The sequence below is a fragment of the Paraburkholderia sp. SECH2 genome (genome assembly GCF_030464795.1).
Taxonomy (GTDB): domain Bacteria; phylum Pseudomonadota; class Gammaproteobacteria; order Burkholderiales; family Burkholderiaceae; genus Paraburkholderia; species Paraburkholderia aspalathi.
Genome location: NZ_JALPRH010000025.1, coordinates 454 through 15,189 on the forward strand (window position 1 = coordinate 454; position 14,736 = coordinate 15,189).

Below are 14,736 nucleotides of genomic sequence, written 5' to 3' on the forward strand. Positions count from 1 at the left end.
ACACCCACACCCACACCCACAGCCACACCCACAGCCACACCCACAGCCACACCCACAGTTGCGGTTGCAATCACAGTGGCTGTGCAATAACGAGCCGCGGCTCGTTGGCAAGGCATGAGCGCCAAAACGCAGCGATCGGTTTTAAGAAGTACTCTTCGGCGCGCGCAGCGCCGCCGGAAGTATGACGCCCTTGTCACTGGCGTATGCACGGGCACGAACACAGATTCCAGATGCACCACTACCCGTAGCAAACCACGGTGCCCACTTAGCAGGGGCTTCTAGCCGCTTTCTTTGCTTATCTTTCTTTGCGGCGGCAAAGAAAGTAAGTGCCGCCCCGCACAGGGGCAACGCTAATAGACCACTAACAATTCAAGGAAAGGCCAAAGCCCCAGGAACACGGCCAAACAAGCGCCGCGCAGGCAAAAAAACCTACTCCTCCGCATCATGCTCAATCACAAACCGCCGCAAATAAGCCAGCACAGCGGCTTCCATCCCTCGATGATCAGCGGTGCTCTTAGACCCCGCATTTTCCTCATCGCCGAACAACGAGGATGGCGCATTATGCACATCCACTTCCTGGCCTTCGCGGAACACACGAATCTCGTGAACGTCTTCAGCGTACTCGGCAACCCAATGCACGCCTTCGATATGCGCGCCTGCGCGAACGGTAGGTATCTTCATGGACGTCTCCCGTCGGGCCGGACCAAGGCGCCAACCCTTGCTCTCACCATACGCCGTCCAGTTGCCAGGCGCGAGCCTTGTCGCCCAATTTCCTGAAGTTTCGCTGCGCCGCAGCAAACGCCCCCCGGCACACGCGTTGCTGCATGTCCAAAGCCAACAGCCAACCGGAGGACCGTCATGCCCGAACAGAAAACCATCAAGCGTGCCCAAGCCGACAAGCGTGCCGGCAAGGCATCGAGCACCCAGGCAGGGGAATTCGTCAAGGAACAGATCGATAAGGTGCGCGCCGGCAAGCACGGTGTCAGGTCGGCCAAGCAGGCGATTGCAATCGGCCTGTCCGAAGCGAGGCGTGCAGGCGTCGCCGTGAAGTCGCCAAAAAAGGGCGCCGCGAGTGAGGCGACCCGCAAGAAAGCGCAGAAGGACAACGCCGCGGGCCAGCACAAGAGCACGGCGAAGAAGAGCGCGAGCAGCGAATCGACAGCCAGGCGTTCACGTGCCGCGACCAATGCATTGAAGCGCGAAAGCACCGAGGGGGCATCGCACAAGGCTTTGTCGAAACAGACGAAATCGGCAGCGGCCAAACGGCCGGCGGCCAGTCGTTCTGCCGCTGCGAAGAAGGCCGCAGCGACCAAGGGTGCTTCAGGGCGCTCGGCCGCAGCTAAAAAGGCCGCACACACGAGAGTTTCGCGCGCGCATCGCTGACGCTATCGCTTGAGAGGGTGTGATACGGGCAACCAAAACGCGGCGCGCGCCACCCACGCGCGCCACATCTCTCAGTCTTACTGCACCGTCGCCAGCACGTCGCCCACCGTCTTGAAGATGTGCGCGATCTGCTCTTCATCGATGATGAGCGGCGGCGAAAACGCGAGGATGTCGCCGGTAAAGCGCACCAGCACACCCGCCTCGAAGCACTTCACGAACGCTTCGTAAGCACGCGCGCCCGGCGCACCGTCGCGCGGCTCGAGTTCGACGCCCGCGATCAAGCCGAGGTTGCGAACGTCCTTCACATGCTTCGCGCCGCGCAGCGAGTGAGCGGCGGCTTCGAACTTCGGCGCCATCGTTGCCGCGCGCTCGAACAGGCCTTCGCGGCGATACAGGTCGAGCGTCGCGACGGCGGCCGCGGCCGCAGCCGGGTGGGCCGAATACGTGTAGCCGTGGAACAGTTCGATCGCGCCCTGTGCGCCGGCGTTGACGATCGTGTCGTGGATCGTGCGGCTCGCAGCCACTGCGCCCATCGGGATCGCAGCGTTGTTGATTGCCTTGGCCATCGTGATCAGGTCCGGCGTCACGCCGAAGTATTCGCTTGCCGTTGCTTTGCCGACGCGGCCGAATGCGGTAATCACTTCGTCGAAAATCAGCAGGATGCCGTGCTTCGTGCAAATTTCGCGCAGCTTCTGCAGGTAGCCTTGCGGCGGAATCAGCACACCCGTCGAGCCGGCCACCGGTTCGACGATCACGGCGGCGATCGTCGATGCGTCGTGCAACGTGACGATGCGCTCGAGTTCGTCGGCGAGATGCGCGCCCCAGGCGGGCTGGCCCTTCGAAAACGCGTTGTGTTCGAGGTTATGCGTGTGCGGCATATGATCGATCGCCGGCAGCAGCGCGCCGGAGAACGTCTTGCGGTTGGGCGCGATGCCGCCGACCGAAATACCGCCGAAGCCCACGCCGTGATAGCCGCGCTCGCGGCCGATCAGACGCGTGCGCTGGCCTTCGCCGCGCGAACGGTGATACGCCAGCGCGATTTTCAGGGCGGTGTCGACCGATTCCGAACCGGAGTTCGTGAAGAAGATGCGGTCGAGGCCGTTCGGCATCAGTTCGGCGACTTTGGTGGCCGCTTCGAACGCCAACGGGTGGCCCATCTGGAAGGTCGGCGCGAAATCGAGCGTGGATAGTTGCTCGGTGATCGCGGCGACGATTTCGTCGCGGCCGTGGCCGGCGTTCACGCACCAGAGACCCGCGCAGCCGTCGAGCACTTCACGCCCGTCCGTTGTGCGGTAGTACATACCCTTGGCCGATTCCAGCAGGCGCGGCGCAGCCTTGAACTGGCGGTTGGCGGTGAAGGGCATCCAGAAAGACGACAGGTCGTCGATGACGGGGCGCGAAGTCATGATTTTCTCCTCGAAGTGATAGCGAAACTGTAGCGTCCGCGGTTTAATGGCGGCATAAACAGTTGACGCAGTGTGGTGCTAACTGTGTTGGTGGATTTGCGCTAACTGTGTCGATCGCGCGATGATGCAATTCGACGCTTAAATTCCACGCTAAGTCTGGCGCCTTCCGGGCCATCTTTCTGGCAACGCAGCCGGCCGTCGCGACCGGCCTTTCAGTCCGAACCATGATCGAACTACAACTTGAGCGCGACCGACGCGCCGCTCCCACGCTCGTCGAGCAGGTCGTGCAGGGCTTCGCGCGCGCCATCGAGGCGCAGTCGCTGCGTGCCGGCGCGCTGCTGCCCTCAGTGCGGCAGTTGGCGCAAAGCCACGAACTGAGTACTTTCACGGTGACCGAGGCCTACAACCGTCTCGTTTCGATGGGGCTCGTGGTAGCGCGGCGCGGTTCCGGTTATCGAGTGGCGGCGCGCGCGCAGTCCGCGCGGGCGGCCCCGACCGACTGGCAGCCGCCGAGCCTGACCGCGACCTGGCTGCTGTCGGACGTGTTCGCCGATCACTCGGTGCCGATCAAGGCAGGCGGCGGCTGGCTGCCGAACGAGTGGATCAACGAGACGGGTTTGCAGCACGCGCTGCGTGCAATGAGCCGCGTGCCGGCGGCGCGACTCGGCGACTACGGGCATCCATACGGCTTCGCGCCGCTGCGCGAACGGATCGCCGAGCAACTTGACCGGCGCGGTTTGCCTGTGGATGTCTCCAACGTACTGCTCACGCAGGGCGCGACGCAAGGGCTGGATCTGATCGTCCGCACGTTGCTGCGCGCGGGCGACGCCGTGATCGTCGAAGATCCCGGTTACTGCAATCTGCTGCAGATTCTCAAGCTGGCGGGGCTGGTGGTGCATGGCGTGCCGCGCACCCCGGCCGGCGTCGATACGGACGTGCTCGAAGCGCTGGTCGCGCAGCACAAGCCGAAAGCGATTTTCGTCAACACCACGCTGCAGAATCCGACCGGCGCGACCTTCGGCATGTCGGCGGCGTTCCGTCTGTTGCAGATCGCCGAGCGTCAACGCATGTGGGTGATCGAAGACGACGTCAGCCGCGAACTGGCGCCGTCGGGCGCGCCTTTGTTTGCCGCCATGGAAGGCTTGCAGCGCGTGCTCTACGTGGGCGGTTTTTCGAAAACGGTGACGCCGGGGTTGCGTTGCGGCTACGTGGTCGCCGAGCGGGCAGTCCTGCGCGAACTGGCGCGCACGAAGATGGCGGTGGGACTGACTTCGTCGGAAGCGATCGAGCGGATCGTCGACAAGGTGTTGCTCGAAGGGCGCTATGCGCGTCACGTGGAAGCCGTGAACGAGCGGCTCAAGCTCGCGCATGCGACCGTCGAAGAGAGGCTCGATTCGCTCGGCCTGGAACTGTTTCACCGGCCGCGAGCCGGTCTGTTCCTGTGGGCTCGCCTGCCGATCGAAGCGGAGCGTGCGGGCGAGGTGGCGACCGCCGCGCTCCAGCATGGCATCTGGCTCGCGCCTGGCTCCTATTTCCGTCCCGACGACGCCCCGAGCGCGTGGTTCCGCTTCAACGCGCCGCACTCGACCGACGACGCGTTGTGGCGCTTCATCGAGCGAGTCGGGCAGGGTGCGATCTAGCCGGGCTCGATCTTAAACGGACTGGCCTAGCAGCTTGAGCGCGATCGGATACAGCGAGAGCACCAGCAGCAGCGCCATCGCCACATTGAAGATGCGCAGCCGCTTCGGGTCCGACAGCACTTTGCGCATCGCGGTGCCGAAACCCGCCCACAGGCAGATGCACGGAAAGCCGATCACGTAGAAGATCACCGCCATCGCGATGGCATTCACGCTGGCGCTCTCGCTAAGGTGGATCGTGGTGGCGGCGGTCAGCACCATCATCCACGCTTTCGGGTTGACCCACTGGAAGGCAATGGCTTCATGAAACTTCATGGGCCGGCGCTCGCCTTTCTTGACCTTCAATTCACCCGACGTGCCGATTTTCCACGCGAGATACAACAGGTACGCGACGCTCGCGACTTCGAGCACCGTGTACAGCACGGGGAAGTGTACGAAGGCTTCGCCCAGACCAATCCCAACCGACAGCATCAGCAGCACGACCCCGGCGCTGATTCCCGAAAGATGCGGCAGCGTGCGGCGAAAGCCGAAGTTGACGCCCGAGGCGAGCAACATCGTGTTGTTCGGACCAGGCGTGATCGTGGTGACGAGCGCGAACAGAATGCCGGCGGGGAGCGCGCTGAGACTGAGGTAGGACATGGACATGGGTGGCTCCGAGGTTGGTCGACAAGACCCTCGGAGCATTCTAGCGAACCACGCCGGTACAGTACCTATACGGTTTGTGGGATGGTGCCCGGTACGGACGACGGTACCCAGCCGTCTTTCAATGCGCAGCCGCGGCCGCGTCGCTCGAACCGCCCGCCTTGCCTGGCTTCGTGATCCAGATGAGCGGAATAATGATGATCATGATGAGCGCGGCTCCGTAGAACACGTCATTCAGCCCTAACATGGCCGCCTGCGACTGCACCGTATGGTCGAACAGCGCATACGACGCTTGCTGGCTCAGGCCAAGCGCTGAGTGGTAGGTGTTCATTTGCGCATTGAATATCGGGTTGGTCGGACTCGACTGCTGCGTCAGGATTTCATGGTGCATGATCGTCCGGTTGTTCCACACGACGCCCGCGATCGATGTGCCGATGCCGCCAAAGAACATGCGTCCGAAGGTGGACAGGCCGGCAGCGGCTGGCACTTTTTCGGGCGGTTGCCCTGACAGGATGATCACGGTCAGCGGCGCGAAGAACAGTGCCATCGGAATACCCTGCAGGAGGGTCGGCAGAATGATGTACCCCTCGCTGAGATCCGTATAGAAATACGAGCGCATGTAGTAGACGATCGCGAAGCCAATGAACGCGAATGTGCCGATGATGCGCGCATCGGAGCGCGGCAGGATCTTACCCATGATCGGTGCACCGATCACCGCGAAAATGCCCAGCGGCGCCGTTGCGAGTCCCGCATCGACTGCCCGGTAACCCAGGTACTCCTGCATCCACTGCGGAAGCAACACCAGCGTGCCGAAGAAGATGCCATACGCGACAGCAATCGAAACCGTGCCTCCAAGAAAGTTGCGCTGCTTGAAGAGGGTAAGGTCGACGATAGGGTTTTTCTCTGTTAGCTCCCAGACAATGAAAAGCGCAAGGCCCACCGCGGCAACGATAGTCAGAACGATGATTGTGTTCGAAGAGAACCAGTCGAGATCTTTGCCCTTGTCCAGCATCACCTGAAGCGACGCGACCCAGACGATCAGCAGCACCAGCCCGACAACGTCGATCGGCAGCTTTCTGGCCGGCGTATCGCGCTTGCGATAGAGAAGCCAGACCATCGCGGCAGCGAATAGGCCGACCGGGATGTTGATATAGAAGATCCATGACCAGCTGTAGCTGTCCGTGACCCACCCGCCAAGTGCCGGACCCACAATCGGCCCGGTCACCACAATCATTGAGAATAGCGAAAGTGCCAGTGAAGATTTCGCTTTCGGCCACGAACTGAGCAGCAGTGCCTGGGACATTGGAATCAGCGGTCCGGCCACGGCGCCCTGCAACACACGCGCAAGAAGCAGGATCGGCAAGGTTGGCGCGATGCCACACAGCCAGGATGCGAACACGAACAGCAGTATCGAGCCGACGAACAGCCGGACCTGCCCCAGCCTCTGCGTCAGCCAGCCAGTCAAGGGAATCGCGATTGCATTCGCAGCGGCAAAGACGGTGATGACCCACGTGCCTTCGTCGACTGATACGCCGAGGTTGCCGGAAATGGTTGGAATGGCGACGTTGGCGATCGACGAATCGAGCACGGTCATGAAGCCCGCGAGACCAACGCTCAGGGAACCCAGAGCGAGTGTCGCCCCGGTCAGCGGCGGGTGATTGGGATGGTTGGTGGTCATGGTGATACGGCTGTCCTGTGTCTGGCGAGAAAGGCGCGGCATCTTTCACGTGCCGCGGTCCAATGAGCGGCGGTCATTCGTTTTCGGCGATGATTCGTGCGATCGCGGCATCGGCCTCGTCGCCGTACTTCGCGAAAACGTCGGTCTTATAGGCGGACGTAGACTGCGTACCGAGTTGGGCGCCGGCAGGGTCCTTGACGTTGACATCCACGTTCATAGAAAGACCCACACGCAGCGGATGCTTTTCCAGTTCCGCAGGCGGAATCTCGATGCGTACCGGGAGCCGCTGCACGACCTTGATCCAGTTACCGGTCGCGTTCTGCGCAGGCAACAGCGCCAGTGCCGATCCGGTGCCCGGCGTAAAGCCCGCCACCTTGCCGTGATAAACGACGGAGGAGCCGTAGACATCGGCTGTCAGCTCAACAGGCTGGCCAACCCGGATGTGACGAAGCTGCCATTCCTTGAAGTTCGCATCGACCCAGACCTGTTCCAGCGGCACTACCGACATCAGCGCTGCGCCGGGTGACACGCGCTGCCCGACCTGAACCGAGCGCTGTGCGATATATCCGGTCACGGGGGCCGGCAACGTGGTGCGCGCATAAGCCAGGTAGGCGTCGCGAACGTGGGCGGCGCTTGCCAGTACGTCCGGATGCTTCTCGACCGACGTGTTGGCCGTCAGCGCGCGATTGGCGCCAAGCTGCTGCCGGGCTGCTTCAAGCGAGGCCTGAGCCGAGCGGACCGCGTCACGTGCGTGTGAGATTTCCTCGTCCGACACCGCCCCCGTCATGCCAGTGGCAAGCCGGCGCTTCAGATCGTCCTGCGCTTTCGAAAGATCCGATTGGCGTTCAGCGATATCGGCGCGGTATCTGTCGTCGTCGGCATACAGGCCATGCACTCTGCGAACGGTTTGGCCCAGATTCGCCTCGGCCTGTTGCAACGCAATCCTGGCGTCCGCGGGATCGATCTGGACGATCGGTTCGCCCTTCCTGACGATTTGCGTGTTATCCGCATTGACCCCGATGACGGTTCCCGTGACCTGCGGCGTAATTTGGACGACGTTGCCGTTGACGTAGGCGTCGTCCGTATCCACGTGATGACGGGCTTCGACGAAATAGAAAGCGCCATACGCAGCGCCTGCGATCGCGAGCGAAGCGGCAAGCAGCGAGAGCAGGAGTTTGCGTTTGCCGGGCTTCTTTTCCGGCTCTTTATCCGACGATGACTGAGGTGCGTTCATGGGTAGCTCCAATAAAGTTTGATGGTCGCGCTCAGGCCGATACGCCCGAGTGCCGATCTGGTCGTTCAGTGAGTTGCCGTGCTGCCGGACGGCGCAGGAATCGGTGTCTCCGTGTTTGCGGCAAGGCCAGCCTGCGAAGCATCGAATCCGCCGCCTAGTGCCTTGATCAGCCCGATTTGCATGCCGCGGCGATTCATTTCGAGGTTCACGACAGCTGTTTCGGCTGCGAGCCGGTTGTCGTCGGCGTTCAGTACCTGCAGTTGCTGATTCAAGCCAGCCTTGTATCGAACGAGCGCCAGTTGGTAGGCTTTGGTCTGTGCATCCAGGGCCTGCTGCGCATCGACCAGTTGACGGTCGGCCGAGTGGATCTGCGTGACCTGCGTGGCAACATCGGATAAAGCGCTGATCAACGTCTGGTTGTACGTCGCGACGTCGTAATCGAAGTCCGCGTAGCGGCCCTTCAGTTGGGCGCGCAGCGCACCAGCGTCGAAGATAGGAAGATGAATCGCGGGTCCTGCCTGAAGTTGGCCGCTTCCAGCCGTCAGGAATCGCCCCCAGCCAAACGCGTCCAGTGCAGCTGATGCGGAAAGATTGACGTCCGGAAAGAACTCGGCCTTTTTTTCCTTTACATCGTGGATTGCTCCATCCACCTGCCAATAGGCCGCAACGATGTCCGGGCGCCGCGAAATCAGGTCGGCGGGCAGGTTGTCGGGAAGCGCGACGCCGGCGCCCTCTCCAAGCGATGGGTTGGCGATCTTGAGGCCGCCATCCGGTCCTTCGCCGAGCAGGGCACCCAATTGGTAGCGGACGGTTGTGATCTGTCCATCGAGGTCACTGACGCTGGAGCGGCTCGTTGCGGTTTCGCCGTTTGCGGTCTGCCGCTCAACGTTGGTGTCGAGCCCCGCACCCACGCGCCCATCCGTGATTCGGCCGATATCCTCGCGATTCTTCACTTCGCGAGCCTCGATATCACGCAACGCATAGAGCTGCGCAAGATGGTTGTAGGTGCTGGCCACCGACGCGGCCAAAGAGATGCGCACCTGCTCGGCTTCGGCTTCGGCGACCTTCTCCTGCGAGACAGACTGACGAAGCCGTTCGCGATTCTTGCCCCACAGGTCGAGATCAAACGAAGCACTGGCGAGCACGTTGTTCTCGCTCTGCCAGGTGCCGTTGACCGGCGGTGGAGCGGACCCATTGTCGCTATAGCGCTCGCGCGTCCATGAATAGCTTCCCGTCACGTTTGGATAGAGTGCGGAATGGGCCGTGCCGACTGAGGCAGAGGCTTTCTCAATGCGTGCACGTGCCTGATCGATCGTTGGATTGCCGGCCAGTGCCTCGTCGATCAGCCTGGGCAACTGCGCATCGCCGAACTGCTTGGCCCAATCCATTGCAGGCCACTGTCCGCCCTCGGCAGGCAAGCTCTCCTTCGTTTCATACTGGGTGGGCGGGGCAATCTGCTTGTCGCTCTTGATGCCGGCGTAGTTGACGCATCCGGCGAGGCCAAGCGCCGCCACCGCCGAGGCTATCGTGGCAGCCCATGCGCTCGTTCGGAGCTGGGGTCGGTCGTGGTTCATGATGGTTTCCGTTTTCCTTTGGCTGATCTGGGTTGTATGGCTTTGCATTGCTTAAAGTGCATATGCACACAATAGCGTTCAAATATTTGCGTATCGATCTACGAGGTGAATAAGTCTGTTGCGTTGTGGTTATCTTTCGGACAGGTAGCTCGTCATGCGAAACAGTTCACTTCGCAGATGCGCTGCCTGTTGCTGGCCAAAACTACGTTCGAAGCTGGCCTGCGCTGTTGCCCAATGAGCGGCCGCTTCGTCGAGCTTCGTCAGTCCTCTTCGGGTGAGTACGACTCGCAGTCGCCGATTGCTTTGCGGTTCGGCAGGAGCAAGCACGAGGCCGCGCCGGAGCAGGGGTTTAAGCGCTCGAACGAGAGTCGTTCTGTCCATCACCATCGCTTTGGCCAACTCGGCCATCGTCAGATTCGTACAACGACTCAGTGTTCTGAGGACGCTGAACTGCGTGGGCGTGATGCCGGCCTCAGACAAATGACGCTCGTAAAGCTTCGAAATATGTCGGGAGGCTTGACGAAGAGCAAAGCAGTCGTCGTCCGGAAGATCGTTTGAGTGCATACGCACAGAGTAATGCGGCCCCCGTCTGGAAGCGATGCTGGCCGGATTATCAGTTTGTTGTCGTTTCGTGCACCAATCGACTCATCCCGCCCTTTTATTCTTCCGGCGCGCTTCGCCGGTTGTTTTCGTCGGCGCTGAATTAGCGCGATGTCGCCAGCGTTTCGAAGAAGGCAGCCGCATAGTCAATAAACGCACGCACTTTGGCAGGCAGCAGGGTCCGGTTGCTATAAGCGAGCTGGATTTCGACGCTGTCGTCGACAAGCTGCGAACCGGTGAGCAACTGGACGAGCTTTCCCGAGGCCAATTCGTTCTCTACAAGGGCCGCCGGCACGACACCGATTCCGAAACCCTGCAGCACCATTTCCAGGTTGAAGGCGGGGCTGTTCGACGAAACATCGAAACGAAGCGGAACGCTCAGCTCGTCCTCGCCAAGCCGGAAGCCGATGGCGGGGCGACGAATGGACGGCGACATCGGCACGAAAAGGTGGCTGGCCAGTTCCGACGGATCTCCCGGCGTTGACGACGCCTGCAGATACTGCGGCGTCGCGACGATGACAACCGGAATGCGTTCGAGCAGACGCACGACCGTCGTTTCGCTCGTCAGCATGTACGGAAGAATGAGGCCAAGGTCGAACCCGTCGCCGACCAGGTCGACGGGCCGTTCAGTCAGCGTCACGTCGAGCGTGACCTTCGGATGGGCCCGCTTGAATCCGGCGATCAGGGGAACCAGCCGGCTTACCGTCGCCGTCGTATGAGCGACGAGGCGTAAGACACCACCCGCTTCGCGTGTCTGGTTGGCCACGTCCGCTTCGAGTACATCCAGGTCGTCCAGGATACGCACGCAGCCTTCGTAGAATCGTTCCGCGGCTTCGGTGAGTGAGACCTGCCGGGTCGTCCGGTTTAACAGCCGGCATCCGATCCTCTCTTCCAGCCCCGCGATTGCCCGCGACACTGCCGGCCGGGCCAGCCCATGAATATCCGCCGCGCGGGTGAAACTCTTCAGTTCGACCACCGACCGGAAAATGCGTAGGCTTTCGATATATTCCATGATGAGATCTCGTCGACCAACTGGAACAAAGGATGGACGGAATGCCGTTTTCGACGCCACCGGCGGCGCCGGTGGCGGGCTCTGTCTCCCACGGTGCTTCGCAGGATAGGCAACGGTTGAGCCGGCGACAGAAAACAGTCTATGCCACAGCGGCTCTGCCTTCATGTCTGATAACCACGTCGCATCGACTGAAAAAAGTGCGAAGTCGCTTGACAGTCTATCTACGAGTAGATAAAGTTCAGTCCATGGAACCGACAACGACAGTGCGCGAACAGATCCTCGACCACGCAATCACGCTCATCATGCTGCGTGGTTACAACGGGTTCAGTTACCGTGATCTGTCCAGTCTGGTCGGCGTCAAGACCTCGAGCATCCATTACTACTTTCCGTCGAAAGACGATCTGGTTCTGGAGGCGGTGAACGCGTACAGCAACGAGGTATTGGGCGCGCTCCATGGCATTAACGCTTCATTGGCAGCGGACACAAAGCTGAGCAAGTACGCGAAGCTGTTCGGCAGGACTCTCGGTGATGGCAATCAGATCTGCCTGTGCGGCATGCTGGCTGCAGACATCGAATCACTGCCCGACAACATCCGCCAAGCCGTGCAGGCGTTTTTTAAAGCGAACGAAAACTGGCTCGCCAAGGTTCTCGCGCAAGGCGTGCAGGAAGGGACGCTGGCGGTGAACGGCAAACCGGAAAACGCGGCGCGGGCGTTGTACGCGGCTTTTCAGGGCAGTGTGCTCGCAAGCCGTCTGTTTCACACCAAGGCCCGGCTCGAAGACGTCGAGGCAACGGTGCGGATCGCGAAGTGAAGCTCACACCGCGATAGTCAGGTAATCAGGTATGAGGCGGTACGCCGCCTCTTTGTTTGACCCACTTATCTATCTTCAAGTAGATAGATGGATGGGGAATAAAGCGGGGAATATGAAGTAGCCAGGAAAAGCCTGGTTTGTCTGTTTAATTTTTTGCGGATGAATCTATCTAGTAGTAGATAGCAAGTCCAGTCACTCACTCTTGTAAGGAGCCTCACCATGTCACTCGAAAAAGTCCTCTACCGTGCCCACGCTCATGCCACCGGTGGCCGCGATGGCCGCGCCGTGGTGCCCGCAGGCAACCTCGATTTCAAGCTGACCACGCCGAAAGAACTGGGCGGTGCGGGCGGCGAGGGCGCCAATCCGGAACAGCTCTTCGCGGCCGGCTATAGCGCCTGTTTCCTCGGCGCGATGAAATTCGTCGCCGCCCGCGACAAGATCGCCATCCCCGCGGACGTCTCGATTGATGGCAGCGTCGGCATCGGCCAGATCCCGAATGGCTTTGGCATTGAAGTGGAACTGAAGATCTCGCTGCCCGGCATGCCGCGCGATGCGGCACAAACGCTGGTCGACAAGGCGCACGTCGTTTGCCCGTACTCGAACGCGACCCGCGGCAACATCGACGTCACCCTGACGATCGTCTAAGCCTCAGCCTCTCACCGTCACGAACCTGGAAAACATCATGAAGACCCTCAAGCCTTTGCTGCTGGCCACTGTACTTGCAATCAGCGCGACCCTCGCCGTTGCCGCAAGCCCGGCAACACCCGCCTCGCCCGATCTGGTGACCAGCCAGTTCCTGCATGCGTTGAACAGCGGCACAGGACCGGCAATCAACACGTTGACACCAGCGCAGGCGCGTCAGGTGCTGGTCGGTGCGCAGAACAGTGTGAAAGTTGATCTTTCCGGCATCGATGTGTCGAACAAGACCATCGAGCAGGACGGCATCAGCGTGCCGATCACGATCGTACGGCCGCAAGGCGCAACGGGCACGTTGCCGGTGTTCATGTTCTTCCACGGCGGCGGTTGGATCCTTGGGGACTTCCAGACGCACGAGAGGCTGGTGCGCGACCTCGTCGTGCAATCCGGGGCTGTGGCGGTGTTTGTCAATTACACGCCGTCGCCCGAAGCGCGTTACCCGGTAGCGATCAATCAGGCGTACGCGGCCACCAAATGGGTCGCGGAACATGGCAATGAAATCGGTGTGGACGGCAGCCGCCTTGCAGTAGTGGGCAACAGCGTCGGCGGCAACATGGCCGCGGTTGTATCCCTGATGGCGAAGAACAAGCAGGGCCCTGCAATCCGCTTTCAAGGCCTGATGTGGCCCGTGACGGACAACAATTTCAGCGACGGCTCGTACAACGCCTATCCGGAAGGCCACTTCCTGACCCGGCCGATGATGAAGTGGTTCTGGGACGCGTACACCAAGGATCCGAAGCAGCGCAATGAGATCTACGCGTCGCCGCTGCGCGCGTCAGTGGAGCAGTTGAAGGGTCTGCCGCCGGCGCTCATCCAGGTCGCGCAATTCGACGTACTGCGCGATGAAGGCGAGGCCTATGGTCGCAAGCTCGATACAGCGGGCGACGAAGTCACGACGGTTCGCTACAACGGCACGATCCACGACTTTGGCTTGCTCAACGCGCTCGCCAACGACGCGCCGACCAAGGCTGCAACGAGACAGCTTGCCAACGAATTGCAAGCGCGTCTGAAGTAAGCCGTCCCGCCTTGATCGCGGCGTGTTGCATGACAGCACCGCGCCGCGGTTACCAGCGGTATTTCCCACCGTATGCAAGTCGATTGCCGAACCGGCAGCCTATGGCGCTCCATGTTCGATAGCAAAATAAACGGTATATACTGTTTATACGGTTATCAACACGGAGAGACCACATGACAACACCCGTTACGAAAGAGCACACCAAGAAGGCGTTCCACTTCCCCAAGAGTTCGTCCAGGCACGCAGTAGATGGCGCCGAGCCGGTAGTCGCGGCGGAGCAGCCGGCGCAAGCGGCGCCTGCCGTCGAAAAGGCGCCCAAAGCGAAGCGCGCGGCCGCCGCGGAAGCAACGCCTGTCGTCAAGAAAGCAGTCAAAAAGGTGAAACGCGCGGCGACTGCGGAAGCGAAGCCCGCTGTCAAGAAGCCGGCCAAAGCAAAGCGCTCGGCAACTGCGGAAGCGGCCCCTGTCGTCAAGAAGGCGGCTAAAGCGAAGTCCTCGGCAGCGGCGGAAGCAAAGCCTGTCGTCGAGAAAGCAGCTAAAACCAAGCCCGCGGCAACTGCGGAAGCGGCGCAAACCACCAGGAAAGCAGCCAAGCCGAAGCGCTCCGCAACTGCGGAAGCCGCGCCTGCCAGCGCTCCGGAAGCCAAGAAAGCCAAGCAGCCGAAGAAAGAAAAAGTCGTGCGCGACAGCTTCACGATGCCGAAATCGGACTACGACATGATCGCGTCGCTCAAGCAGAAGTGTCTCGACGCTGGCGTGCCGGTGAAGAAGAGCGAGTTGTTGCGAGCAGGCCTGATGATGCTGGAGTCGGCTTCGCCGCAGCGCCTGCTTGCCGCGGTGTCGTCGCTCGAGACGGTGAAGACGGGGCGTCCCGCGAAGGGTTAAACCCTGCCGATGCAGGGTTTAGAAGAAAGCGTGCCCGCCCGGGCGGTGTCGGACTGCAGCACATCCGGCTGCAAGTTCTCGAGCCGCAGGGGCGGGTACGAAGCATCATCATGCCATCGCCAAATTGTTGGTAGGTGACGGACAAATTACGTCGAATCGCCAG

General features: G+C 61.1%; 14 protein-coding genes. 6 read left to right on the top strand and 8 right to left on the bottom strand.

The window, feature by feature from the left end; all coding sequences use genetic code 11:
- Positions 1–429 precede the first annotated feature (429 nt).
- On the bottom strand, positions 430–681 hold the full coding sequence (locus M0D66_RS30125; protein WP_093634903.1) for a hypothetical protein: 252 nt from the start codon (positions 679–681) through the stop codon (positions 430–432).
- A 177-nt stretch (positions 682–858) separates the two neighbouring features.
- On the opposite strand from M0D66_RS30125, the gene M0D66_RS30130 reads away from it, so the two are divergent.
- Positions 859–1,383 carry a DUF6496 domain-containing protein gene (locus M0D66_RS30130; RefSeq protein WP_200653814.1) on the top strand — a complete coding sequence of 175 codons (525 nt, stop codon included), beginning with the start codon at positions 859–861 and terminating at the stop codon, positions 1,381–1,383.
- A 77-nt stretch (positions 1,384–1,460) separates the two neighbouring features.
- Here M0D66_RS30130 and M0D66_RS30135 read toward each other — a convergent pair whose 3' ends face one another.
- A complete protein-coding gene (locus M0D66_RS30135; RefSeq protein WP_200619260.1) occupies positions 1,461–2,789 on the bottom strand; it encodes an aspartate aminotransferase family protein in 1,329 nt (442 codons plus the stop codon).
- 224 nt (positions 2,790–3,013) lie between these two features.
- Here M0D66_RS30135 and M0D66_RS30140 point away from each other — a divergent pair, with 224 nt between their 5' ends.
- Positions 3,014–4,429: a PLP-dependent aminotransferase family protein gene (locus M0D66_RS30140; protein ID WP_211707473.1), complete on the top strand. Its 1,416-nt coding sequence runs from the start codon at positions 3,014–3,016 to the stop codon at positions 4,427–4,429.
- A gap of 12 nt (positions 4,430–4,441) precedes the next feature.
- On the opposite strand, the gene M0D66_RS30145 is transcribed toward M0D66_RS30140, so the two are convergent.
- The 6 genes from M0D66_RS30145 to M0D66_RS30170 all read right to left on the bottom strand — a co-directional run bounded on the left by M0D66_RS30145 (position 4,442) and on the right by M0D66_RS30170 (position 11,166).
- Positions 4,442–5,065: a LysE family translocator gene (locus tag M0D66_RS30145; RefSeq protein WP_054040326.1), complete on the bottom strand. Its 624-nt coding sequence runs from the start codon at positions 5,063–5,065 to the stop codon at positions 4,442–4,444.
- 124 nt (positions 5,066–5,189) lie between these two features.
- On the bottom strand, positions 5,190–6,746 hold the full coding sequence (locus tag M0D66_RS30150; RefSeq protein WP_093634900.1) for a DHA2 family efflux MFS transporter permease subunit: 1,557 nt from the start codon (positions 6,744–6,746) through the stop codon (positions 5,190–5,192).
- A 73-nt stretch (positions 6,747–6,819) separates the two neighbouring features.
- Positions 6,820–7,980 (bottom strand): HlyD family efflux transporter periplasmic adaptor subunit, encoded by a 1,161-nt coding sequence (locus M0D66_RS30155; protein ID WP_200619261.1) that lies wholly within the window; start codon positions 7,978–7,980, stop codon positions 6,820–6,822.
- A gap of 65 nt (positions 7,981–8,045) precedes the next feature.
- Complete coding sequence (locus M0D66_RS30160; protein ID WP_211707474.1) at positions 8,046–9,554, bottom strand: efflux transporter outer membrane subunit; 1,509 nt, start codon at positions 9,552–9,554, stop codon at positions 8,046–8,048.
- Between the two features lie 129 nt (positions 9,555–9,683).
- The gene (locus tag M0D66_RS30165; RefSeq protein WP_093634897.1) at positions 9,684–10,118 is read right to left on the bottom strand and encodes a MarR family winged helix-turn-helix transcriptional regulator; all 435 of its coding nucleotides are present in this window, start codon (positions 10,116–10,118) and stop codon (positions 9,684–9,686) included.
- Positions 10,119–10,257: 139 nt separating this feature from the next.
- Entirely contained in the window at positions 10,258–11,166 is a 909-nt protein-coding gene (locus tag M0D66_RS30170) for a LysR family transcriptional regulator (RefSeq protein ID WP_200619310.1), read from the bottom strand.
- Between the two features lie 245 nt (positions 11,167–11,411).
- Between M0D66_RS30170 and M0D66_RS30175 the strand changes: the two genes are divergently transcribed.
- The 4 genes from M0D66_RS30175 to M0D66_RS30190 all read left to right on the top strand — a co-directional run bounded on the left by M0D66_RS30175 (position 11,412) and on the right by M0D66_RS30190 (position 14,573).
- Entirely contained in the window at positions 11,412–11,978 is a 567-nt protein-coding gene (locus tag M0D66_RS30175) for a TetR/AcrR family transcriptional regulator (protein ID WP_054040330.1), read from the top strand.
- A gap of 219 nt (positions 11,979–12,197) precedes the next feature.
- Complete coding sequence (locus M0D66_RS30180; protein ID WP_200653811.1) at positions 12,198–12,623, top strand: organic hydroperoxide resistance protein; 426 nt, start codon at positions 12,198–12,200, stop codon at positions 12,621–12,623.
- A 37-nt stretch (positions 12,624–12,660) separates the two neighbouring features.
- Positions 12,661–13,689 carry an alpha/beta hydrolase gene (locus tag M0D66_RS30185; protein ID WP_211707475.1) on the top strand — a complete coding sequence of 343 codons (1,029 nt, stop codon included), beginning with the start codon at positions 12,661–12,663 and terminating at the stop codon, positions 13,687–13,689.
- Between the two features lie 173 nt (positions 13,690–13,862).
- Positions 13,863–14,573, top strand: coding sequence for a hypothetical protein (locus tag M0D66_RS30190; protein WP_211707476.1), 711 nt, complete (start codon positions 13,863–13,865; stop codon positions 14,571–14,573).
- The last annotated feature ends 163 nt before the right edge of the window (positions 14,574–14,736 follow it).

Bases quoted from the DNA above. Each gene is read 5' to 3' on its own strand.
- M0D66_RS30180 (WP_200653811.1), top strand. From the start codon at position 12,198: ATGTCACTCGAAAAAGTCCTCTACCGTGCCCACGCTCATGCCACCGGT.
- M0D66_RS30170 (WP_200619310.1), bottom strand. From the start codon at position 11,166: ATGGAATATATCGAAAGCCTACGCATTTTCCGGTCGGTGGTCGAACTG.
- M0D66_RS30160 (WP_211707474.1), bottom strand. From the start codon at position 9,554: ATGAACCACGACCGACCCCAGCTCCGAACGAGCGCATGGGCTGCCACG.
- M0D66_RS30175 (WP_054040330.1), top strand. From the start codon at position 11,412: ATGGAACCGACAACGACAGTGCGCGAACAGATCCTCGACCACGCAATC.
- M0D66_RS30155 (WP_200619261.1), bottom strand. From the start codon at position 7,980: ATGAACGCACCTCAGTCATCGTCGGATAAAGAGCCGGAAAAGAAGCCC.
- M0D66_RS30130 (WP_200653814.1), top strand. From the start codon at position 859: ATGCCCGAACAGAAAACCATCAAGCGTGCCCAAGCCGACAAGCGTGCC.
- M0D66_RS30135 (WP_200619260.1), bottom strand. From the start codon at position 2,789: ATGACTTCGCGCCCCGTCATCGACGACCTGTCGTCTTTCTGGATGCCC.
- M0D66_RS30145 (WP_054040326.1), bottom strand. From the start codon at position 5,065: ATGTCCTACCTCAGTCTCAGCGCGCTCCCCGCCGGCATTCTGTTCGCG.
- M0D66_RS30150 (WP_093634900.1), bottom strand. From the start codon at position 6,746: ATGACCACCAACCATCCCAATCACCCGCCGCTGACCGGGGCGACACTC.
- M0D66_RS30165 (WP_093634897.1), bottom strand. From the start codon at position 10,118: ATGCACTCAAACGATCTTCCGGACGACGACTGCTTTGCTCTTCGTCAA.
- M0D66_RS30190 (WP_211707476.1), top strand. From the start codon at position 13,863: ATGACAACACCCGTTACGAAAGAGCACACCAAGAAGGCGTTCCACTTC.
- M0D66_RS30140 (WP_211707473.1), top strand. From the start codon at position 3,014: ATGATCGAACTACAACTTGAGCGCGACCGACGCGCCGCTCCCACGCTC.
- M0D66_RS30125 (WP_093634903.1), bottom strand. From the start codon at position 681: ATGAAGATACCTACCGTTCGCGCAGGCGCGCATATCGAAGGCGTGCAT.
- M0D66_RS30185 (WP_211707475.1), top strand. From the start codon at position 12,661: ATGAAGACCCTCAAGCCTTTGCTGCTGGCCACTGTACTTGCAATCAGC.